Here is a 23,501-nt window from a genome sequence, read left to right as displayed (position 1 = left end):
CAATTCTTGCACATGCTATCCTTTTCTTGAGGTGAATGAACGATGCTTACGCAATACAAGACTGTAGCAGGTTACGGAGAAGACGTGATCGTTATTGAGCGTTCCCGGTTCATCGGTTACGCACAAAGGGTAACAACAGAAGAAGAGGCAACTGCGTTTATTGCTATGATTAAAAAGAAGCATTGGGATGCTACCCATAACTGCTCTGCTTTTGTCATAGGCGAAAATGATCAGATTCAGCGATCAAGTGATGACGGCGAGCCGAGTGGTACCGCGGGTAAGCCCATTTTGGAATGTATTAAGAAAAACGGTGTCAAGGATACCGTCGTAGTCGTAACCCGTTATTTTGGCGGAATCAAGCTGGGTGCAGGCGGACTGGTACGCGCTTATACCGCTGGCACAGTCACGGCACTAAAGGCAGCCAAAATTGTAGTACACACTCTGCACCAAACAATCTCTGTCAGTGTGGATTACACCTGGTGGGGAAAGGTCGAAAATGACCTGCGAATCGGTGAGTTTCGAGTGAGTGGTACTGATTTTACGGACAAGGTAACGGCGCATGTTCTTATACCCGAGGGTGAGCAGGATGCTTTTGTAGAGCGTATGGTGGATTTAACGAATGGACAGGCTCAGATTCATCTAGGCGAAAAAGAGTATGTAGAGGTTCCTGTAGAGGCGGTCGGGGATGATGGTGGGGAGTAATTTACGAAAATTAGATTTACAAATAACTGGAGACATACGACAAGAAAAGCTGAAGAGGCAGATGACCCCTTCAGCTTTTCTTCTATTATATACGTGTCAGGTTATAGTAGGTGACTTACTGCTTAGGAAGCTTTTTGAGTTGTGTCATGATGCGAACCGTGATTACAGCCATCTCCGCACGAGTCAAATCACCTCTTGGATTAAAACGATATGTCGTTTTTTTTGCAGTAGGATCGTTCGGCTCACCATTCATAATTTTCGCCTTGGTAACCGCAAGCACAGAAGGAACCGCATAGTAACCAGCCAAATGAGCATCTGTGAACATTTTGCCTAGAGCCAGTTTTGCAGCGTCAGGGTTTCCTGTCTTCAGGTTTAACGCTCTTGCAATCATGATGGTTGCTTCTTCTCGAGTCAACGAATCATCTGGGAAGAAACGTTCTGCATCTTTGCCACGAACAATACCTGAACGAGCAGCTGTCTCAATATACTCGTAGCTCCAATTCCATGGATTGTTGTCATTTCTATCCACGTCACTGAATGTAGGTGATGCCGGTCTTGTTTTATTATCGTCCTTGTAAGGCCCCGCATTAATTGGCATATCGAGCGCTTTTACGATCATTGTAGCGAACTCTCCGCGAGTGATTTTCATATCCGCACCAAACCAGTTGAAATCTGATTTCTCCATAATCCCTTTGGAATACAGTGTTTCAATGGCATCACGGGCGAATTCGTGGCTCACTACATCAGGGAAACTGTTTTTAATTTTTAAAACCATGTAATAACCAAATCCTCTGAACGGGACGGTTACAACCTTTTTCCCCGTATTCACTACTCCACCAATATTCACCCAACCCTCACCGTTGTTGTACATGATGGCTAACGTAGTATTGGCTGCATTCACAATTGAAGAATCGTACTTAATGGAAAGGGTCCCCTGTTTACTTGGAACCAGATTATCCTTTGCTCTTCTATGCCAAACACGAATATCTATTTCTTTTCCGTTAATGAGGACATCATCTTCCTCATAATAAGGATCTTGCCCTCCCGGTGCATCCTTGATTCCACCGTCAATATAGTACAGTGGACTGGCATAGTTGAAATTATCATCAGGATCCAAAATCCCTTCCATTACGTCCTGATCATAATCACTTGGTTCAATATCTGGATCGACTTGTCCACTTGAACGATCCGCTATTCCAAAATAAAGTGGTACATCAATGTGAATATCCCTCTTCGGATCATTCACCTCACCCCCTACACGATCATCAGAAGGTGATAACAATACAGTACCCGAAGGAAACTTCAGTTCGAGAGATTTATCAAATAAGCTGAAATTCACTTTTTTACCTAATACATCTCGATAAATCGCACCACTTACAGAAGAACTTGCATTGTAAATCTTGATTGAATCATTATTTTTATTCCCATTAACCTCAACCGTGTACTTAATCGTATTGAGTCCGGGTTTCAATGACACGGTACTCTCGAAAATATAGTACCCATTCGTTGGAATCGGTCTTCCAAACTTCTCATCGTACTCAAATACAGGGTCTGTCGTTTTATTTGCTACGACAGCATTTTTTCCAAACAAGATTCTTTCTGCGTTCTCGGCATAAATACGGATTTTCGCACTGTTTGCGTTGACTGTTACATACTCGTCACCTTCGCGCTTCATAGGCTCCAGAACTACCCACGAGTTTGTTGTCTGTTTGATGATGTATTTTTGTCGTGTGATCAGGTCGCCTTTTGAAGCTGAAATCTCAAATGTCGTAGTGCCTCCTTCTTGTAATACAAGAGGGAACATCGGTAAACGCTTAGTAGCTTCTTCTTTGTCCATTGATGCAAAAATATTTAGCAAGCGGACATAATCAAAACCATCCATCGTTGCTTCAAATTCGTTATCGCTGGATTTATTCGAGGACTCAAAGTTGCTATTCTCAAACAAGGTTCTAAGCTTATCACTTGAACTGCCTTTGATTGCCTCGTTTATACTTTTCAGGTAGTCGGAATCAACTTTTTGGAACTCCCATTGTCTTGTATTTTTACTCTCATCCGTTTCTTTGTCTTTAAAAACAGCTATAGTCTTACCATCTTTTTTTACAGTTACTTCGTCTGCTTTTTCAACTTCAAAACTCATACTGCTTAGGAACATTGCATTCGTACTGTAAACTGTGTCGGTCGATTTTTTCGTTAGGACAACAGATTCTTTGTCTTGCTCGATTTCAAACTGGACCTTATTAATTTTTGGCACAACTTCATTTACGTAGCTAATGGTGTATTTGAAGGTTAACTTTGGATCATTTAATAGTCTTACTTCTAATACTCGGACACCTGAATTCTTTTGATTTTGGAGAGCTTTTCCGAGATCTTTTGATGAAATAGTGAACTTTGAGGGATCACCAGAAACAGTTTCAAAATTAACCTCTTCATTATTGTCTATTACTACTTTTAGGTTACCTTTTGTTACTACATTACCTGAAGCATTTTTAACTTCTTTTACGATAGGTGCATAGTTTCGTACCACACCTGTTAAATCTCTATCGTTTAACGGATTATCTAAATCAGTGACGTTAAAGCCTTTTTCTACATAAACTGTTTTCCCCGAAGGATCTACATAACTGAGTTGTACATGCGAAACAACTTCAGGTCGGATTTTAAAATCTCTCGTAATCTTGTTTGTGCCTGCCTGATAAATAATCCTAACATTTGTTTCTTTCGAAGGTACTTTCTTGACTGAAATCCGGAATAAAGATTTATCTTTACTATCAACTGTCGTTTCAAAATCTTTTGCAGGATCAAGCTGCTCATCATCAGCAGTAGTAGCGCTATCATAGGTGTACGTAACAGAAAATTTATTCTTGTCACTTTCATTAATTTGTTTCGTTTTCATTTCAATCGTATATGGCGAGGAACGAATAATATTTACTCCCGTCATATCAATTGGCTGATTTCCTTCTGATGATAGAATCATGCTTTCAATTCTAGGCGAACTGCTGTCTAAGTACTGAAACGGATATTTATGGTTGCTTATCTCGACTTCATTAGGAGTCTTGGTCACCGTACCACTTTCATCCGTTGTGACTAGGTTATAAGGATACTTGAAAGCAAAGTTATAAGCATCTCCATTCACAAATTGCCCAGAAGTATTAGTAAAGGTTGTTGTAAAAGTGTAGCGCAGGTATTCTCCTAATTTATCTCGATACGTCATATCTACAGCTTTAACTTCGTTAGCTAGATATGGAGTCGTGCTTCCGTTTTTATAAATACGTAAGTATCCTGGTTCAGTAATTGTCGCTGGGGTACCCGATTTAAAAGGCTCAATGTTCGTAGCTGTATGAATAAGCAGGTCTCCTGTTACCGTAAAATTCTGATTCAGGTTTTCATCAATAACAGTTGACGTTCCGGACGAATTAAGAGGCGTATTGCCCACTTTTACATTGTAAAGATGATCATTCTTCCCTTGAGTTGAATACTCATCCGTATATATGATGGGCCGCTCAATTAAATCGATCTCCTTATTATCCGCGAGAGCTGTAATTCTTAAGTTATTTAGACCCTTAACGAGCTCCAAATCAATGGCAAAGGATCCACCGTCATTCACTTTTCTTGTATTGTATGTTTTATTAGTAGTCATATTCTCTACTCGGACATTAGTTGCATTAATCGCACGTCCAGTAATAGCAGAAGGTCTAGATGAATAGACAATGGTAGGTACAGTCACATCTGTGGATACAAGGACATTCCCCACCTTCAAATCACTGAATATCGGAGTGTCATTGTAAATGACGTAAAATGTAAATTTACCATCTTCACCCGTATTCGTTAATTCATAGAATCGAATTTCGTTCATGCCTGGTTTCAGACCAACGTTAAAAAACGTAAAAGTAGAGGTACTCTCTACAATCGTAGGCTGGTCACTCAGACTCTCTTCAACACCGCTATTTTTTCTTTTCAGTCGTAGGTTTTTTGCATCCTTTAACCCTACAAAGGTTCCACTAATTGTCATTCGCGGTTCGTAATGAATATAGGGGTCATTCTGTGTACCTTTAGAATATCCTGTAAGCGTAATTCCCCCACCACCAATATAACTCGCTGCGATTCCCGCTTTTAATGTCCCAGGTACTATTCCTGAAATGACCAAGACAGCAACGATCATCGCAATAAAAATGGATCTGATCTTTCTTTGCATTTGATACACCGTTTATCTCACCTCTCATAGTTTTCATATCACTAAGTTTGGTACCTATTCCTCCCTTTCTTTATCGGACAATTTTCCCCTTCACTTAAGAGTTTCCTCCTAATTCTTGGACAGAAAAAAAGCCCCCATGTCACCATTGTGACACAGAGGCTTTACTCACCTGTTAATTCATCCGCCGCTGCTGCTCGGCGTATTTCACTTTCAACCGTCGATACGTATTAATCAAAGGACGATGTCGTCTGCTGACGAGCCCCACAATTTCCGTCCCAAGATGAATCGCAATCAAAAGCATCACCATTACAATGATCGTGGTCCACTTGGTCGTCTTGGTCAACAGGATTGCCATCGTACCGAAGAAGATGCTGATCGAATAAATCGTCAGAACGGTAGAGCGGTGAGACAAGCCCATGTTGAGCAAGCAGTGATGCAAGTGCCCTTTGTCCGGGCTGGAAATTGGCTTTTTGTTCACGATGCGGCGCACGATTGCAAAGAACGTGTCCCACAGCGGAACGCCCAGCACGACGATCGGGATGATAAAGGAAACGAACAACGCTTCTTTAAAGCCCATGATCGACAATGCAGCGAGGTTAAAGCCTAAAAAGAGCGAACCGGTATCGCCCATAAACAGGCGGGCCGGATGAAAGTTAAAGTACAGAAAACCAAGAATCGCTCCGAGGAGCACGAAACAGTACGTTGCGACTTTATAGTCTCCCATCAATAGCGCCACTACTGCCATGGTTCCCGCCGCAATCGCGGAAACACCAGCGGACAAACCATCCAGACCATCAATCAGATTCACTGCATTGGTTACTCCCACGATCCAGAACATCGTAATCGGAATCGCGAGCCAGAACAGCCATCCACTGCTAAAATCAATGCTGCCCATGTAAGGCAGATTGACCACGCCAATTTTCAATCCGAATGGAATGACAACAATCGCCGTGGCGATGAGTTGTCCTAACAGCTTCCACTTTGGAGAAAGCTGATATTTGTCATCGAGCATTCCAACAGTCATGACAATCGTACTACCGAAGAAAATCCCGAGCATTTCAGACATGCTGGTGTACGGGACAAACAAAAAGAATGCAACCATATAGCCTAGGTAAATGGCCAAGCCCCCCATACGCGGCATGATCCGCGTATGTACCTTGCGCTGGTTGGGAGCATCTACAGCTCCAACTTTTTCGGCCAGCTTTTTGACGTACGGTGTTGCAACAAACGATATGATCAGCGAAGTCAAAAATCCGAGGATTAATGTAGACATCGACTGTTCTCCTCTCTACGGATGCATCTAGGAACGGCTACTCCATTTTTCTTTTAAAACGGTTAAGACAAACCGCGGAATAGCCAGCTGACGCTTCCAGCGAGAAGGCTGGGAAGCAAGTCGATAAAACCATTCCAAATGCAACTTCTGCCATACTTTTGGAGCGCGCTTTACTTTCCCGGAAATTACGTCAAAGCTTCCGCCTACTCCCATCATGAGCGATGCATTCAATCGTTCGCGGTGCCCTGCCATCCAATTGTCCTGCTTGGGGGAGCCCAATGCTACGAACAACAGATGAGGCGCAGCTTCAGCGATCTCCTGTACAATTTGTTCTTCATCAGCTTCTTTAAAATATCCATCTCGATAGCCCACCAAGCGCGCCCTCTGATAACGTGCTTGCAGCTTTTGTGCAGCCAGCTCGATTACTTCTGGGCTCGCACCGAGCAAATAAACTTTCCATCCATATTGATTCGCTTCTGTCATCAGCGCTTCGAGCAGCTCGACTCCTGTCACGCGCTCGTAGATAGGCTGATTGGTCCATTTCGCTGCGTATACGATTCCAATTCCATCGGGAACAACATAGGCTTGTTCTACAATAGAGCGAAAGCCCTGATGTTCTCTCGCTAGCATGACGATTTCCGGATTGGCCGTGACCACATGGGTCTTTTGTCCACCCTCAATCCGTTCGACCATGTATGCGACTGTATCGCGAAACCCGCGAGTAGAAAACGGCACATCTAATATTCTTGCGACCTGTTTGGCCAAATTTTTCACCTTCAATGCATAAGTAGCCCAATAGCCATTTTACCCGAAAAGAAAAGCACATTCAAGATAGTCATGAATGTGCTTTATCTCCAGCGGTCAATGCAAACATCATGCCGCCCTCTGCTACCACTTTTCCATCTACCAATGCTTTCCCATTCGCTTTCACGACAGTACCACGAACACGAGTCAGCTCAACATCCAGAGTCAGCGTATCGCCGGGCTTTACCTGATCCTTAAAGCGGAATTCATCAATACCTGCGAACAGGCCAATTTTTCCTTGATGTTCCTGTAAGCTAAGCATCGCTACCCCACCGACCTGTGCCAATGCTTCCACAATAAGGACGCCAGGCATGACCGGATAACCAGGAAAGTGGCCCTGGAAAAATGGCTCGTTCATCGTTACGTTTTTAATCCCGACAGCTCGCTTGCCCGATTCAAGCTCCACGATTTTGTCTACCAGTAAAAACGGGTATCGGTGAGGAATGATTTCCTGAATTTGTACGATATCTAGTGGCGCCTTAATTTCCATGACTCCCAACTCCATTTCCATACTTATCTAGACTTGTCCATGCATGAAGACCTGACAGCAAACTGAGAATAAGACAACTCCCGCCTTTCGTCAATCGAAGGGAACGGGGTTAAAATAAAGGAGCACTTCCTTCCTATGTCGGAAGTGCTCTTTTTCTGCTCACCTTACGTGCGATTCAACAATCGAAACTTCCCCAGATAAATGACGCTCGTAATAAACGAGAATGCAATTACTGTCCAGAGAATCATTTCACCGTACTCATATCTATACATGATTAATGGGATTACCACGTACAAAAAGACAGTTGTCAATTTCCCATACGTATTGGCTGGCACTGTTTTTTTACCGCGAAGGTGATAAACAGCTCCCGTTACAATCATAGCCACTTCACGTACAAAGAAAAACAGGGCGGCCCACATGCTAATCCGCTCCGTTACAAACAATGACGCAATCACTGCCAGCATCATCAATTTATCAGCCAGAGGATCTAACACGATTCCAAGCGTGGTCACGAGCTTATGCTTTCGCGCAAGGTACCCGTCCGCAATGTCAGTCAATCCCGCTATTATCAGAATAGCCAATGCGATCTCTACATGATACGGGTTTGCGGAAAAAAAGACGTACAGGTACAAAGGGATGAGAACGATGCGAAAGAGCGTAAGCAAATTAGGAAGATTCACGGACATCCCTCCGTATAAGAAAAGTCGCTTCCTTTTTCAACCACTCGGTTTATTATACTCTGTGGACAAACACCGCAACAAGTCCCCTCAAAAAAAGTAGCCCTAACCAATCGGTTGGGCTGGCAATCATGACTGCTAGTTCCTCGTTTATGTCTCGGCAAAAAGCAAGTCCCACATATGTTTGTATGTACCCAAATCAAGCACTTCAGAAGCTGGCTTATGCCCGACCACACCGTAGCCGATCATCAGGCCTATAACCAGTGAGAAAAAGAGCAGGAGTGGGACCAACACGATCTTGGCTACTGTAATTCTCCAGTTTTTACCGCTCCGTTCACGCACTTTCGCCTTAGTTTTAGCTTTAGCCTCTTGGGTATCACGCGGGAAACGTTGTCCCTTCTCTCGTTCCATTCTTCTCTCCCCCGTCATGCCGATTGGATTACCTGCTTCTAATCGAATTCGCAATGCCCATCATCCGATCACTGATTCCGATCGCCCGTGAGTTCAACTGGTAAGCGCGCTGTATGTTGACCAGCTGCGACATTTCTTCTGTCATGGTGACATTGGAGCCTTCCAATGCGCCTTGGCGCACAGTTGCGATTCCTTCAAGCACAGCGTCTGCGTATTTATCTGTTAGTTTGATTGGATCGTCTATGTCTGCATCATATAAATCTTTTCCTACTTGTTGCAGCTGATCCGGGTTATTTACTTTCCAGATGCCAATCTCCGCTACCGGATTTTCATCATCACCATTGAAAACTCTGCCCTCACCATCAATCCGTATCGGTTGGTTTGGATCTGTCAGTTGAACAGGAATTCCGCTTTTATCCAATACGTAGTCGCCTGCTGGTGTTGCTAGCGTATACCAGTTTAGCGCCTTGTGCCTCGTGATTTTAAAATTGCCGTCACGTGTGAGGAAAAAATCATCTCGGTTATCTGTCTGTCGACTAATAGCAAAATAACCGTCGCCTTCAATCATAACATCCGTTGGCACATCCGTTATTTTAACACTTCCTTGCCCAAGATCCAGTTTCGTAAGTCCTAGGCGCGCACCGCTGCCAACACGTAAACCAAAAGGCGTATTACGATTTTGATCGTCTACTCTCGGCTGCTCATTCATCGAATCAGATAATAATTCGGAGAAAGAGGCGTGCCGACGCTTGTAACCAATCGTATCCAAGTTTGCAAGATTACTGGCTGTATTATCCAATGCCTGCTGAATTCCACGCATGGCTGATGTGGATATATTTAAAGATTGCATCCTGTTTCCCTCCTTATTATCCGTTTACTCGACCAATTTCGTTCGCTGCCTTTTCCAGCGTGCCGTCAATCGTAGTAATGACTCTTTGATTCGCTTCATAGGCGCGCAGCACACTCATCATACTCGTCATGGTTTGAGCAGGGTCAACATTCGAACGCTCCTGCCAGCCCTGTTGAGTTCCGTAGCGACCTCTTACTTTGGGGTCAGTATAGACATTATTTGCTAGTGCATCAATGTCCTCTTGAAGTGCCGTCTCTATTCTTACGACGTCGTTATCGACATCATACTGTCCTTCCAGCCGAAAACGATCTGACCCTTCTCTCACCAGCTTCCTGGACGGATCTGAAATGACATTCAGTCCAAGGGTCACATTCAGTTCTTCAAGCTTTGTTTCCGCCGGTTGACCTGGTGTGTTATCCAGATACTCAATCCACAATTTCCCTTTATCATCAATCTTCAGGTTTTTTCCGGCGTTTTCATTAATGGCTGCTGCCGCTGTATCCGGATTTTTATTGACCTGTATCGCCCTGTTGGCATTATCCAGCACGTAATACCCTTCAGCCGTAACCAAATATCCTTCCGAGTTCACGCTCCAGTTGCCATTTCTCGTGAACCGAATATTTTCGCCATCTGCTGGTTGCGTGAGGTCATCGATCCGAGCAACACTATAAAACAAGCGCCTTTCATTGCCATCCTCATCCGGCTGAATGTTGTCCAACAATGCGACATCATACGGATTATGCGTCTCCTCGATATCCCCTTGCGTAAAGACAGGGAGCGCCTCTGACATGTATATCCCCGTGCTCAATCGGCCGATCATGGCAGCCTGTCCACCCATGTTAGGGATTCCCGGAATATCTGGCCCCGTATTATCACTAACACGTGAAATCAATTGCTCTGGAAAAGAACGCATCAACGCCAGGTCCTGTTTGAAGCCTGGTGTGTTGATGTTAGCCAAATTGTTTGCGAGCGACTCATGCTTGTTCTGCAGGGCCAACATTCCTGACGCAGACGTATACAAGCCTCTAATCACGTAATCTTACCCCCTGAATAACCGCTTATTCCGGTGCGCTGGTACCTTATCGAGGTAGTCCAGCATCATTCCTGTCCCTTTCGCTACGCACATCATTGGCTCGTCCGCTACTAATACTGGAACTCTCAATTCGTCTGCCAGTATTTGATCGATGCCATGCAAAAGAGCGCCGCCGCCGGTCAGGAAAACACCCTTATCAATTATATCGGCAGAAAGCTCCGGAGGTGTTCGTTCTAAAACAGATTTTGATGCTTGTACAATAGCACTAACCGACTCGGCCAGGGCTTCTTGGACTTCGCCCGATCGAATGGTAATTGTTTGCGGAAGCCCGCTTACCATGTCTCGACCACGAATGTCCATTTCGTCCTGGCGCCCGTCGGATACGGTTCCGATCTGAACTTTGATATCTTCAGCCGTTCGCTCACCAATCAGCAGCTTGTATTTGTTTTTTATGTACCGCATAATGGCCACATCAAATGTATCTCCTGCAATTTTGATGGAGGAAGACGTCACAATATCGCCCATAGACAGTACCGCTACGTCAGTTGTACCTCCACCAATATCGACTACCATGTTGCCGGACGGCTGAAAAATATCCATGCCTGCGCCTACTGCAGCTACTTTCGGTTCTTCTTCAATGTATACTTCCCGCGCTCCACCACTGCGTTCTGCAGCTTCACGAATCGCCTTTTGCTCAACAGATGTAATATTGGTCGGGCAGCAGATCAATACACGCGGACGTGCAAACATGCTTTTCCCACCGATTTTCGTCAAAAAGTGCTTGAGCATGGCTTCTGTGATTTCAAAGTCCGCAATAACACCTTCTCGCAAAGGTCGGATCGCCACAATGTTACCTGGGGTGCGCCCCACCATACGATGTGCTTCGTTCCCCACAGCCAATACTTTCCTTGTATTACTGTCTATAGCCACGACAGATGGTTCATCTAGGACAATGCCCTTGCCTTTCACAAAAACCAAAACATTGGCCGTCCCCAAGTCGATTCCGATATCTTTGCCAAACATGAAAGGTCCTCCCTGTTACCAGTTACATTTCTATCTAATATCATAGGCTCTTCTACGTGAGAGGACAAGGAAATTCTTTCTTATACACTTTCCTCCTGTTCAACACGCACTTTTTTACTACGACGTTTGTACTTGATCTTGGTTGCTTCACCGCCACGTAAATGTCTGATGGCTTTGTGGTATTCCAGAATTTCCTTTACTTGGTTGGCTAACTCTGGATTTATCTCAGGCAACCGCTCAGTCAAGTCCTTGTGCACTGTACTTTTGGAAACACCGAACTCTTTGGCGATCATCCGAACCGTATTTCTCGTCTCTACAATATATCGGCCGATTTTGATGGTCCGCTCTTTGATGTAGTCGTGCACGTCACTCGCCTCCTTGTATCTACATTGTCTGATACAATATATGGGTGGGTGCGGACACATATTCTACGTTTCCAAGCCTGACAAGCCAGCACGGCCCCATCTTTTTTCAACAGTTTGTACCACTTGGGGGATTTTGCGTAGTGGAGAGAAGCCGATTTCCAGGCTCCGCTCCGGTCTCCATCCGCAAGGATGACTGTTTTGTCCGCTACACAACGACTCGCGGGGGAACGTAAAAGTGGTAGCCGCTACGCCGTTTATTCAGGGTTACGTTCCTTTTTCCCGCGATTCGTCACTCCGCTGGGTAGGATTCCGCGAGTCGCTCGCCTGGAAATCGGCTTCTCTTTCGTTACGGTTGTTTTTCTGCGATCCGTTAAAAGAAAAATAATTTTTCGCCAACGCAAGAGCAGTGAATACAATCAGGAGTTTCCGACCTCAATGTTTATGCTTGCAAGTATTCAAAAAGACTTATCATTTTCACTTATCTTTTGAAAAGCTAGCTACGCAGGAGAAGAATATTTCCAGGCGCAGCTCCTTGTGAAGTCCTGCTTAGCGGAGCGACGAGCGGCGGGAAACAGAATCGCAACCTTGTTCATACTGCGTAGCGGCTACTGCTTTTGCGATTCCCCGCCGCTCGTCGCGGAGCGGACAGTCTATACTTCCAAGTAGGACGGAGCAGAGAGCGAAGCATGGAAATATTCTTCTCCCCACCACAGCCCCTTTCCAACACAAAAAACCACCTGCAAAAGTAATCTCTTTTACAGGTGGCTCACTAACTTATTGATTTTTCGCTTCAGTTTCCGGAGATACCAGATACTGCTCTGGATTTACCGCTTTGTTATCAACGCGGACTTCAAAGTGAAGATGAATGCCAGCGTCTTTTTCATACTCATTGCGTCCAGCAGATCCAAGAACTTGACCTTGTGTTACTTCATCGCCTGGTTTAACTGTTACATTGTCCAAGCTTTGATACACAGTGACCATTTTGTCAGCGTGCTCCACCTCGACTACTTTGCCAACCAGCGGATCAACTTCGACTTTCACTACCTTACCAGCCAAAGCAGCAATGACATCAAAGCTCTTGCCATCTGTTGCCTTCAGGTCAATACCAGTGTGCGGGAAGAAAGAATTATTGTACTTCACCAGCGCTTTTTGCTGATTTTCTTTGGAGGCTTGCTCATCATAGAAGCTCATCCCCAGATCGTACGTAACTCCTTTTCCTACAGGCCATGCGAGTGGTTGTGGAGTGCTTGCAACAGGTACAGACGGATTTTCCTGCGGTGTTGTCTCAGGATTTGCAGGTGTTGTTACTGCCGTGTTCTCATTATTGACGCTCGTCAATTTTGACACTGTGTCCATGACGCTTCCCTGATACCACATCACAAAAGCGAGAATGATTGCTGCGGTTCCGATGTAGATCGCGGGAAATGCCCACTTCTTACCCAATACTTTTTTCCAAGAACTTGACTTCTTGAATGGAATCGGTTGATTTTGATTTTTTTGATCTTCCATTTTATTCATCACCTCATCCCTCAGTATCGCCAGAATTTTAGCGTATAAACCTGAGAGAGTAGGGAAAAGTAAAAATTTGCTCACATTTAACTAGACTTGCAAAATACGAGTGTAATCCTGCAGGTTGATGCCCTGATAAAAATACTTCACGATCTGCTCTGCACTCTTTCCGTTTTTAGCCATCCCGTTTGCTCCCCACTGGCTCATTCCGACACCGTGACCATAGCCTTTTGTCGTGATAAATACCTGGTTTCCTCGCAGGTCCATCGTAAAAGAGGAGGAGTTTAGATTGAGCTTTTCACGAAACTCCCTTCCCGTAAACTCTTTTCCACCAATACTAATTTTCCCGACGCGATTTCCTGTCGTCGTCCTCTCGATTCGGTACCATGCTCCATTCGTAGATGCTTCCTGCGTGAGTTTGACTCCCAGATCCTTTTCTAGCTCTGCCGTTGTTTTGATGACGGTCTCTTCATAACGCGGAGATTGAATATCCCAAGGACTTGCTACGCTTTTTAAATAGGGAATCGGCTTTTCCCAGTACTCATCGGAGTTTTCTGTGAATCCATTGCTAGTGGAAAAAAACGTAGCGTCAATCGGCTCACCATTGTACGTCAGCACGACACCTGCAGTTGCCCGTACGGCCTGTGTAATGCGCTGGTTTTTCCATTCATATTGATCTTTCCACCGCTCACGCCGCTGATTCTCATCCATATAGACCTGATGACGAACGGTATCCAATACCTGTCCCCCTGCTGGCACATCATCGAACTTCCCTTCGTTCAGTCTACGCACGATATATGTCCTGGCTGCCAGAGCTTGTGCCTTGAGGGCCTCCAGCTCGAATTCTGCTGGCATTTCGGCAGCAACAACGCCTGTTATATACGTTTCCAGCGGCAATGTTTCCACCACCTTTTTCTCCGTGCGATACACCTTGATGGGAAGCGACGATATCTCCTGAGTCACCTGATTGCTCGGAGCTGAGACAGGTACATGGGCTGGACCTGCAATCTCTCCCCCAGGCGAAAAGAAATGGACGAGTGCTGCAGGTACCATTACGAGCAAGATCGGCAATACGATAAACCAAATGAGTAGATAGCGTTTCATGCAAGTGATCCTCCCCGCTTTGTGCTAGACACTCCCATTTTATGAATACCGCTCAGGCGATAGAACGAGAGAATGAGAGGGAAGCGAGAATGACCGTTCCTATGAAGCTCTTGCATAGAAAACAACAAAAAAGCGTGCAAAACTGTCACCAGTTCACACGCCTTTTTGTTTTTGCCATCTAGTTGACATATTGGTCAAGCAAAATTAGGAGAGAAGCTTACTTTCACCGTTTCGGTCACTGCAGCATCACGCTTCTCTGTTTCAGGTACGTATCGTTCCACGTCTGCGCCTAGTGCAAGCAGCTTTTCCGTAAAGTTTACGTAACCGCGATCAATGTGGTGCAAGGCAGATACTTCCGTTACACCCTCTGATACCAATCCAGCCAGCACCAGTGCAGCACCTGCACGCAGGTCTGTCGCTGCTACCTTGCTGCCTGTCAGCTTGGAGCCGCCTTCTACTATTGCGCTGCGACCCTCAATTTTAATATTGGCATTCATACGGCGGAATTCTTCCACGTGCATGAAACGATTCTCAAAAACAGTCTCTGTCACGATGCTAGTCCCCTCAGAAACGAGAAGCAGTGCCATCATTTGCGATTGCATGTCTGTAGGGAAGCCTGGGTATGGCAATGTTTTCAAATCAACCGCTTTGAGTGCACCTGTGCGGCGAACACGAATACCGTTCTCCTGCTCATCCACTTCCACGCCCATTTCACGCAGCTTGGCCGTTACGGATTTGAGGTGATCACAAATAGCGCCTTCGACAAAAACATCTCCACCCGTAATCGCGGCAGCAACCATAAAGGTACCTGCTTCAACACGGTCTGGAATGACACAATGCGTGCATCCAGTCATTTTTTCCACGCCCTCGATACGGATCGAACCCGTACCAGCGCCGCGGATTTTTGCCCCCATCCGGTTCAGGAAGTTGGCCAAATCTACAATCTCCGGCTCTTCTGCCGCATTCTCGATCACGGTCGTACCCTCTGCCAAAGCAGCAGCCATCATGATGTTTTCGGTAGCTCCTACACTCGCAATATCGAGGTAGATTTTCGCGCCCTTCAATCGGCCTTGTACGGTTGCTTCAATAAACCCTTGTCCGATCTCGATCTTGGCTCCCATGGCTTCAAACCCTTTTAGATGCTGATCGATCGGGCGGGTACCAATGGCACAACCACCTGGAAGAGCGACACGAGCCTTCCCTTTTCTGGCCAAAAGTGGTCCCATCACGAGGAAGGACGCACGCATTTTGCGAACCAGTTCATAGGAGGCTTCCACACTAGTCAGCTTGGAAGCGTTAATTGTCAGCACTTCGTGATCATATGTAAGGGAGATTCCCATCGTTTTCAAGAGGTCGCAAATCGTCCTGACATCGTCGAGTGCAGGCACGTCCGAAATGACGCATGTCCCTTCCTCGGCCAGGATAGATGCTGCAATAATAGGGAGTACGGCATTTTTCGCGCCAGAGACTTTTACATTCCCTGTCAATGCCTTACCACCGCGGACAATAATTTTATCCAATGTGTACCCCTCCGCGTGCTAATATTCCGCTGTGATGATTGGCGTTCCTACAGTGACCCAGGTTCCAGCATTGTTGCTATCACGATGTGTGGCTACCTGCAGGTTCATCTTTTGTCCGTTTAACGCGATGAACGGTTCCCACATAGGGGTATGCCCGGAAATACTGACAACCGTCTCATCCTGCAAACGTTCGAGTTCTGTTGCCTGAAGGGTGTTAAAAATCGACAAAATCTTACCCTCCTGTTGGTCAACACTCATATTAACATTGTACATTCCGCGAATACAAGTGCTAATTTGCGGAATAAAGTTGGCTTTGCTCAGGGCATTCGCGAACGTTTCCTGTATTTGTTCAATATATAGTAGGGTTTGACGACTTCCTGACAACTGTAGCACTACATACGTGTCAAAAGAACCATTTTTGGGGACACCTGTAACCTCATAGCGCAGTTGTACGTCGTCATGCGAATACGCAGATTGATACACAAGGATATTGTTTTTCCGCGAGAACTCGATATTGGGAAAAGGAATCTCTAGTTGTTTCGCCCATTTTTCCGCCAACTCTTTGACTTCTTCCGGATGCAGGACCTGCCCCATAGCGGTACGGGCACGCACCTGAATCGTCAATCCTGTAGCTCCAGAGTCTTCCAAAGCACCTAGCAGCTGGGCAGCCACTGGCTTCACTTCTGTCGCCTGCGCAGGCATCCAATAAACTACACCCATGACAAACAATAGAGCTAGAACGATCCAACCAGACCATTTCCCCATGACTACCCTCTCCCCATTTCACGTACATCTCTTTGTACTTCTCATTTTGCACATGAAAATGGGTGGATATACCAGCAATCTCTAAATGATGTTTGGGCAATTACGAGAACATGTTCCCAAATGCAAGGGACCAGCCCAAGTAATCGAGGAAAAAGCGCGATACCTCATAGCCGATGACAATCGACAGGAAAATCTGTAACAGCTTGGCCTGTGCGCCACTTGGCCGCTTTACTATTTTTTCAAAGCGAAACGATTGGAGAGCCCACCATGCCAATCCAATAAACACGATCGATAAAATGATGCTCAGAAAGCCGTAAATTTCTTGTGACACGCTCGTATCCTCCTGTAAGAAAACCTCTATCGAAGCCTCTTCAAGGGTGAGGCTCCCTTCTTTCTAGTAACAGAAAAAGGGACAGCCCTCCAAAAATGGGCTATCCCTTCTATTGTACATGAAGTACGTATCAGTTACGAGTCTCACTGAAAGTTTGGTGGAAGCATGTTTCCAAAATCAAACGACGGATTGAAATGTGTCTGTACATAGTCTGTAACCAGTCCCGGAAACGCCCCAAAGAATACGGTAGCGACCGCCATGACGAGCACAAATACCCAAATGCCTTTTGGTACTGCTAACCTCGCTTCTGTAGTGCCTGGACGCATGTACATTTGTCGAATAATCCCGAAGTAGTAGTAATAGGAAATGACGCTGGTCACAATCATAATCGCACTCAGCCAATAGTTCTCCTGTGCCAATGCCCCCATGAACAGATAAAATTTCCCGAAGAAGCCTGCGGTTACCGGGATCCCTGCCAGAGAGAGCAAGAAAATGCTCATCGCGACCGCCATGATCGGAGACCTGTGATACAAACCGGCAAAGCCTTTCAAATCCTCAGTTTGCTGCTCCTGTGCTACTACCATGATGACGGCAAAAGCCCCAAAGCTGACTAGCAGGTACGCAAACAGATAGAAAATTACTTCACTGAAAAAGAGCGTTGTCGGTGGTACAAACGGCACGAGCAAATAACCAGCCTGCGCAATACCAGAGTAAGCCATCATTCGTTTGACATTCGTTTGGCGAATCGCCATGGTGTTCCCGATGATCATCGAAGCTGCTGCCATGAGGCCCAGATACAGGCTGCCCTCTTGGAAAAAGAATCGTCCTACGCCGTCCGTAACGTTAAAGAACGAGATCATCACTACGCGGAACAGCAAGGAAAAGCCTGCAGCTTTCGAAACGACCGCGAGAAACGCCGTGATTGGAGTAGGAGCGCCCTGGTAAACATCCGGTGTCCACATATGGAACGGAGCCGCAGAAATTTTGAACGCTAAACCAACCACTAGAAAAGCAAACGCTACATAAACAAGGAACTGATAGCCCGCCATGCCAGCCTCTGCCAAACGCATGGAAATCTCATAAATATGGGTCGTTCCCGTCAAGCCGTAAATGTACGACATCCCGAACAAGGTAATCGCTGTGGCAATTCCTCCAGAGACGACATACTTGAATGCCGATTCATTCGATTGTAACGATTTTTTTCTCATTCCGACAAGAATATAGGAAGACAGGGACAAAAGCTCCAAGCCAACAAACAGCGTAATTAGATCGGCCGAAGAGGCCATGACCATGGCTCCCAATAAACCTGTCAGCAAGAGATAATAATACTCACCCGAGTGCTGTACCTCCCCTTTCTTTAAATAGGAAAGGGAGATCAAAAGAGCAAAGGCCGTACCACCCAGGAAAAGCAATTTGAAAGCATTCCCGTAGTCATCAATGCGGATCATGTCTGCCATATAGCTATACGGCTTATCGAGCGTATTTACGTTTACAAACACGAAGACTGCTGCAAGTACCACACCCACCAAGGAGAGCCAGCCAATCACCTGCTTGCCGAGACGTTTCCCTGCAAAAAGATCTAACAGTGACAACAGCGTGGCAAAACCAAGGATGATAAATTCGGGCAGAAGGTAACTCCAGTCATATGAGAAAATATCTTTAACGTCCATGGATTACCCTCCTATTCCCGTGACGATGGGTACGATCGTTTTTAGTGCTTGTTGCATCGGATTGCCAAGTACTGCCGGGTACACACCAATCAGGATAATGCATCCCAAAAGAACGACCATCGGAATGACTTCCATCGGTTGCGCATCCGCAATACCCGTAAAACGGCTAGGTGCCTGCCCAAATGTCGTTTTCAAGATCGCTCGCAGTAAATATACCGCTGTCAAAACGATTCCGATTGCCCCCACTGCTGCAAGCACAGGCATTCGCCCGAACAATCCCAGGAAGGCGAAGAATTCGCTGATAAATCCTGACATGCCGGGAAGACCGAGAGAAGCCATACCACCTGCCAGCAAAACACCGCTCACGAACGGCATTGACTTGGCCAAGCCGCCTAAATCGTCGAGCATCGAGGTCTGGGTACGGTCCCAAATGACGCCAATCAGGAAGAACAACAGCGCCGAAATAAAGCCGTGCGATATAACCTGGAACATCGCGCCTTGAAACCCGATTGTATTCATCGACGCAAAGCCTAGCAGCACGATTCCCATATGGCTAATACTGGAGTAAGCCATCACCATCTTCAAATCCTTTTGTACGAAAGCAAGCACCGCTCCATACAGAATGTTGATGATTCCCAGTACTGCCAGCCACGTAGAGAACTGGTACGCCTGTTCAGGAAAAAAGCCGATTCCCATGCGCAGCAAGCCGTATGCACCCATTTTCAACAAAATCCCCGAGTGGATCATAACGATGGAAGGCGGCGCCTGAACGTGCACCTTCAGCATCCACGTATGGAATGGAAATACGGGCAGCTTGATCGCAAAGGCGATGAACAAAGCCATAAACAGTCCAAAGCGGAATTCTGGAGTAAGTGCCGCTGAAATCGGATGCTCCGGTGTCGTCAGAATGGCACCAATTTGGTCAATATTTAATGTGCGCATCACGACAAAAATCACGATGAACGCGATAAGCATGATCCCTGAACCAATTCCGTTGTACAAAAGAAACTTGTTTGCCGCCTGCTCACGCTCTCCGTATCCCCAGATTCCAATAAGGAAGTAAGTAGGAACCAGCGTCAATTCGAAGAAAATGAAGAACAGGAACAGGTTATCTGCTGCAAAAACCCCCAGCATTCCGATCAACAGCAGATGAAACAGGATAAAAAACTCTTTCAACCGCTTTTTAATCTGCCAGGAAGCAACTGCTGCAAGAGTTGCGATAATCGCTGTCAACAAGATCAGCGGCATCGAGATACCATCTACACCAAGCTCGTAGTTGATATCAAAGGTAAATACCGCGCCTGTCTGTGCCATCCCGATCGGAATCGATATCCAGTCGTGCTTTTCGATGAACTGAAGATTGGCCGTGTCGTAATTGAAAAGCCCAAACATCCACAGAGCCAAAATGAGTGGTAGCAAGGTACCGAGGATACCGACCAGCTTGATCGTTCCACCCTTGTGACTCGGCATAAATGCGATAATGATGATCGCCAGCAGCGGGGAAAACACCAGTGACGACAAGAGGATATTAGTGACCGAATCCAAAGAGTCCACCTCCCTGTGCCGTCAAGCTAATAGCGATAATGAGCAGCAGCAATCCAAACAGCACCACAGCTCCGTAAGACTGGATTTGTCCGCTTTGGGCTCTGGCGTGCAGAGACCCGATTCCCTGCGTAATCTTCGCTGTCAATCCTACTAATCCATCCACTACGTACTTGTCAAATGCGTTCAAGATAAAGCCCAGCCATCCGAGTGGACGAACAATTACATAATGGTAGAGCTCATCAACAAAGTACTTGCGGTAGGAAAGCTGATAGAGCCATGGCATTGCTTCGGGAATGGTGTCGGACGGAATGGATTTTTTTCCGTACATGAAATACGCCAAAACCACTCCGAGAATCGAGATTACCAGCGCTACGATTTGCAGCCATGCCGCAGCGTGCTCGCCTCCGTCTCCAAATACACTTGTAATTGCCGCACCTGTTCCTGTAGATAGCAGCCAGTCAGAGAGCATCGGAGCATAAGGTGTATTCACAAAACCTGCTACAACGGCAAGCAATGCCAGGATCAGCAGTGGCCCTGTCATCACTGCAGGAGACTCATGTGCCTCATGCTTGCTCCGCGGCTCTCCTGCAAACGTCAGGAAGAAGAGTCGGAACATATAGAAGGCGGTAAAGAAAGCCGCCAACAGCGCGATAAACAATAAATCATAACGGTGCGCACCGTACACCGCTCCCAAAATAGCTTCCTTTGACCAGAAGCCTGCAAACGGGAAGATCCCCGCGATTGCCAAACAGCCGATCAAAAAGGTCAGTGCAGTCACAGGCATCTTTTTCCACAGTCCACCCATCTCAAATACATCCTGTGTATGTACGGCATGGATGACGCTGCCCGCTCCCAAGAAGAGCAACGCTTTGAAAAAGGCGTGAGTCATCAAGTGGAACGAGCCTGCTACATATCCAGCTGCGCCCGCTACGCCAAGGGCCATCATCATGTACCCGAGCTGACTGACGGTTGAATAGGCAAGCACGCGTTTGATGTCGCGTTGTGTGAGACCAATTGAAGCTGCGAATATCGCTGTAAAGCCACCCACGTACGCCACTACGGTCAATGCCGTTTCCGAAGCGATGAACAACGGATAAGTCGCCGCGACCAAGTACACACCAGCTGCAACCATCGTAGCAGCATGGATCAGGGCAGATACAGGTGTGGGACCTTCCATGGCGTCAGGCAACCATGTGTGCAGCGGGAATTGACCCGATTTTCCCATAGCTCCCACGAAAATGAGGATCGCAGCCAATGTAATCATCCATGGCTCCAAGCGCCCCAGTGCTACACTCTCAAAGATTTGCGAGTATTCAAAGCTTCCTGTCCACCAGAACAACAGGCAAATTCCGATGAAAAGCCCCAAATCCCCGATACGCGTCACGATAAAAGCCTTTTTGGCAGCAGCCTTCGCTTCGCGTTTGAAATAGTAGTAGCCTACGAGCAGGAATGAACAGACACCTACCAACTCCCAGAAAATGTAAACCTGCAGTAGATTGGGCGAGATAACCAGCCCAAGCATGGAGAAAGTAAAGAGTGCCAGATACTGATAAAACACGGGAAAACGTTCGTCCCCATGCATGTAGCCTTTTGAGTAAATTTGAACCAGCAGGCTGACTAAAGTCACGATGACCAACATCATGGCATTGAGCTGATTGACTTCAAATCCCATGTTGATGATAATATCGCCGACCTGCAGCCAATCGAGTACGAATTTGTAGTCCGCTGCTCCATTCTGGAATCTCGCCCAAAATGTAAGCAACGCAATCACGAATGAAACAGCCGTCAGCGAAATGCCGATCAAGGCCGCTCCTTCTTTCAGCTGGCGACCAAATGAGACGATCACGATGAAAGCAAGAAGCGGAAACAGAGGGATCAGCCAGGCATAATGAAAGAGAGTATCCATCTTTGTCCTCCTTATCAGGTCTCCATCTTATCGTTTCATTTGGTCCATTTCGTCTACGTTGACAGTAGCTTTGTTACGGTACAACGCAATCAAAATGGCTAATCCCAATGCTACCTCAGCAGCAGCTACGGTCATGGTAAACAGCGTGAAAATTTGTCCTGCCACCGCTGGATACAAGCCGAATTTAGAAAAGGCAACCAGATTGATATTCACTGCATTCAGCATCAGCTCGATGGATAGCAGCACGACGACTGCATTGCGCTTGGTCAGTGCTCCATACAAGCCGACACAAAAGAGAATCAGAGCGACCATCAAATAGGAGGTAATGCTTACCGTCATTCGTTATCCCCCTCCTTTTTCGCCATAATGATCGCACCTATCAATGCGACCAATAGCAGTACGGACAACAGTTCAAACGGGATGACGTACTTGGTGAATACCTCTATACCGATTTCTTTGGCATTGCTCACCGTGGAAGCCACTGGTGCTGGTGGAGCGGGCCATGGTGTATTTTGAACCCCCCAGAACAACAGTCCGAATATGCCAGCCACGAACAGCAGGATAAATCGGTTTTTCCACGTCCGTCCTGTTCCTTCGTCGTTGGCATCATGCTTGGTCAGCATGATCCCGAATAGCATCAAAATCGATATGGCACCTGAATAAACGAGTACCTGTGCTACCCCTACGAATTCTGCACCTACCAGCACGAACAGTCCCGCAATGCTGATAAACGTAATCCCCAGTGAAATGACCATGTGTACGACGCGGGTAAAGCTGATCATGAAGACGGCGCCACCAATCGTCAGAAGAGACAGGATGAAAAAGGCTACAAATTCGCCGGTCATGCTAATTCTCCTCCCTGACGTTCGTATTGTTGGCGTCCAGCCATTTCAAGTTCTTGTACAATTCATCCCTGCTGTAAGCAGCAAGCTCAAAGTTGTTGGTCATCACGATCGCTTCCGTCGGACATACCTCCGTACAGAGATCGCAAAGAATGCATAGCTCAAAGTTAATGTCGTACGTGTCAATGATTTTCCCCTTTTTCTCTGGGTCAGGATGCGGTTTCCCCGTCAATTGAATACACTCAGTCGGACATACACGCGCGCATTGATTGCAGACGATGCATTTTTCCGGTGAAAAGTGCTGAATGCCGCGAAAACGGGGCGGCATGGGAAACGGCACATCCGGGTAGAAATGGGTTACCTTTTTTTCTGTGAGCTTTTTAAATGTATACCCCAGGCCTTTGGCCAGTCCTAGCATGTGTGTCACCCCTCAGAATTTGAGAACTTGGCTGCGCCGAGCAAATGGCGAAGCCTGCGCTATGAAACACGAGC

At 46.4% G+C, this 23,501-nt stretch carries 23 protein-coding genes; 1 reads left to right on the top strand and 22 read right to left on the bottom strand.

The window, feature by feature from the left end:
• Nucleotides 1-42 precede the first annotated feature (42 nt).
• On the top strand, nt 43-702 hold the full coding sequence (locus tag C3B52_RS28740; RefSeq protein ID WP_103109797.1) for a YigZ family protein: 660 nt from the start codon (nt 43-45) through the stop codon (nt 700-702).
• A gap of 115 nt (nt 703-817) precedes the next feature.
• Here C3B52_RS28740 and C3B52_RS28735 read toward each other — a convergent pair whose 3' ends face one another.
• The 22 genes from C3B52_RS28735 to nuoI all read right to left on the bottom strand — a co-directional run bounded on the left by C3B52_RS28735 (nt 818) and on the right by nuoI (nt 23,427).
• Entirely contained in the window at nt 818-4,891 is a 4,074-nt protein-coding gene (locus tag C3B52_RS28735; protein ID WP_235615890.1) for an S-layer homology domain-containing protein, read from the bottom strand.
• Nucleotides 4,892-5,063: 172 nt separating this feature from the next.
• On the bottom strand, nt 5,064-6,164 hold the full coding sequence (locus C3B52_RS28730; RefSeq protein ID WP_103109795.1) for a glycosyltransferase family 4 protein: 1,101 nt from the start codon (nt 6,162-6,164) through the stop codon (nt 5,064-5,066).
• A gap of 27 nt (nt 6,165-6,191) precedes the next feature.
• On the bottom strand, nt 6,192-6,929 hold the full coding sequence (locus C3B52_RS28725; RefSeq protein ID WP_103109794.1) for a WecB/TagA/CpsF family glycosyltransferase: 738 nt from the start codon (nt 6,927-6,929) through the stop codon (nt 6,192-6,194).
• Between the two features lie 70 nt (nt 6,930-6,999).
• Nucleotides 7,000-7,458: a 3-hydroxyacyl-ACP dehydratase FabZ gene (gene fabZ / locus C3B52_RS28720; RefSeq protein WP_103109793.1), complete on the bottom strand. Its 459-nt coding sequence runs from the start codon at nt 7,456-7,458 to the stop codon at nt 7,000-7,002.
• Nucleotides 7,459-7,622: 164 nt separating this feature from the next.
• A complete protein-coding gene (locus C3B52_RS28715) occupies nt 7,623-8,144 on the bottom strand; it encodes a CDP-alcohol phosphatidyltransferase family protein (protein WP_103109792.1) in 522 nt (173 codons plus the stop codon).
• A gap of 141 nt (nt 8,145-8,285) precedes the next feature.
• Nucleotides 8,286-8,546, bottom strand: coding sequence for a DNA-directed RNA polymerase subunit beta (locus C3B52_RS28710; protein ID WP_103109791.1), 261 nt, complete (start codon nt 8,544-8,546; stop codon nt 8,286-8,288).
• Nucleotides 8,547-8,574: 28 nt separating this feature from the next.
• Complete coding sequence (locus C3B52_RS28705; protein ID WP_103109790.1) at nt 8,575-9,396, bottom strand: flagellar hook-basal body protein; 822 nt, start codon at nt 9,394-9,396, stop codon at nt 8,575-8,577.
• A gap of 16 nt (nt 9,397-9,412) precedes the next feature.
• On the bottom strand, nt 9,413-10,429 hold the full coding sequence (locus C3B52_RS28700) for a flagellar hook-basal body protein (RefSeq protein ID WP_103109789.1): 1,017 nt from the start codon (nt 10,427-10,429) through the stop codon (nt 9,413-9,415).
• Between the two features lie 6 nt (nt 10,430-10,435).
• The gene (locus C3B52_RS28695) at nt 10,436-11,452 is read right to left on the bottom strand and encodes a rod shape-determining protein (RefSeq protein WP_103109788.1); all 1,017 of its coding nucleotides are present in this window, start codon (nt 11,450-11,452) and stop codon (nt 10,436-10,438) included.
• Between the two features lie 80 nt (nt 11,453-11,532).
• Nucleotides 11,533-11,817 carry a sporulation transcriptional regulator SpoIIID gene (spoIIID, locus tag C3B52_RS28690; protein WP_003388385.1) on the bottom strand — a complete coding sequence of 95 codons (285 nt, stop codon included), beginning with the start codon at nt 11,815-11,817 and terminating at the stop codon, nt 11,533-11,535.
• Nucleotides 11,818-12,071: 254 nt separating this feature from the next.
• A complete protein-coding gene (locus tag C3B52_RS36885) occupies nt 12,072-12,218 on the bottom strand; it encodes a hypothetical protein (protein WP_164684985.1) in 147 nt (48 codons plus the stop codon).
• Between the two features lie 373 nt (nt 12,219-12,591).
• Entirely contained in the window at nt 12,592-13,326 is a 735-nt protein-coding gene (locus C3B52_RS28685; RefSeq protein ID WP_103109787.1) for a M23 family metallopeptidase, read from the bottom strand.
• Between the two features lie 90 nt (nt 13,327-13,416).
• Nucleotides 13,417-14,430 (bottom strand): stage II sporulation protein D, encoded by a 1,014-nt coding sequence (gene spoIID, locus C3B52_RS28680; RefSeq protein ID WP_103109786.1) that lies wholly within the window; start codon nt 14,428-14,430, stop codon nt 13,417-13,419.
• Nucleotides 14,431-14,624: 194 nt separating this feature from the next.
• Nucleotides 14,625-15,950, bottom strand: a complete 1,326-nt coding sequence (gene murA / locus C3B52_RS28675; protein WP_103109785.1) for a UDP-N-acetylglucosamine 1-carboxyvinyltransferase — start codon at nt 15,948-15,950, stop codon at nt 14,625-14,627.
• 18 nt (nt 15,951-15,968) lie between these two features.
• Complete coding sequence (locus C3B52_RS28670) at nt 15,969-16,715, bottom strand: YwmB family TATA-box binding protein (protein WP_103109784.1); 747 nt, start codon at nt 16,713-16,715, stop codon at nt 15,969-15,971.
• Between the two features lie 100 nt (nt 16,716-16,815).
• Nucleotides 16,816-17,046 (bottom strand): DUF1146 family protein, encoded by a 231-nt coding sequence (locus C3B52_RS28665; protein ID WP_103109783.1) that lies wholly within the window; start codon nt 17,044-17,046, stop codon nt 16,816-16,818.
• A gap of 143 nt (nt 17,047-17,189) precedes the next feature.
• On the bottom strand, nt 17,190-18,716 hold the full coding sequence (gene nuoN / locus C3B52_RS28660; protein ID WP_103109782.1) for an NADH-quinone oxidoreductase subunit NuoN: 1,527 nt from the start codon (nt 18,714-18,716) through the stop codon (nt 17,190-17,192).
• A 3-nt stretch (nt 18,717-18,719) separates the two neighbouring features.
• Nucleotides 18,720-20,261 carry a complex I subunit 4 family protein gene (locus C3B52_RS28655; RefSeq protein WP_103109781.1) on the bottom strand — a complete coding sequence of 514 codons (1,542 nt, stop codon included), beginning with the start codon at nt 20,259-20,261 and terminating at the stop codon, nt 18,720-18,722.
• On the bottom strand, nt 20,245-22,167 hold the full coding sequence (gene nuoL / locus C3B52_RS28650) for an NADH-quinone oxidoreductase subunit L (RefSeq protein ID WP_103109780.1): 1,923 nt from the start codon (nt 22,165-22,167) through the stop codon (nt 20,245-20,247). The genes C3B52_RS28655 and nuoL overlap by 17 nt, the downstream gene beginning before the upstream one ends.
• Nucleotides 22,168-22,194: 27 nt before the next feature.
• Complete coding sequence (gene nuoK / locus C3B52_RS28645) at nt 22,195-22,506, bottom strand: NADH-quinone oxidoreductase subunit NuoK (RefSeq protein WP_049740885.1); 312 nt, start codon at nt 22,504-22,506, stop codon at nt 22,195-22,197.
• Nucleotides 22,503-23,012 carry an NADH-quinone oxidoreductase subunit J gene (locus tag C3B52_RS28640; RefSeq protein WP_103109779.1) on the bottom strand — a complete coding sequence of 170 codons (510 nt, stop codon included), beginning with the start codon at nt 23,010-23,012 and terminating at the stop codon, nt 22,503-22,505. Before C3B52_RS28640 ends, nuoK begins: the two co-directional genes overlap by 4 nt.
• A gap of 1 nt (nt 23,013) precedes the next feature.
• Nucleotides 23,014-23,427: an NADH-quinone oxidoreductase subunit NuoI gene (gene nuoI / locus C3B52_RS28635; protein WP_049740883.1), complete on the bottom strand. Its 414-nt coding sequence runs from the start codon at nt 23,425-23,427 to the stop codon at nt 23,014-23,016.
• Between the last annotated feature and the right edge of the window lie 74 nt (nt 23,428-23,501).

Source organism: Brevibacillus reuszeri (assembly GCF_002897295.1).
In the GTDB taxonomy this organism is placed as follows: Bacteria; Bacillota; Bacilli; order Brevibacillales; family Brevibacillaceae; genus Brevibacillus; species Brevibacillus reuszeri_A.
The sequence above is the reverse complement of the archived record's forward strand: the minus strand, read 5'-3'. Positions and strand labels throughout refer to the sequence as shown.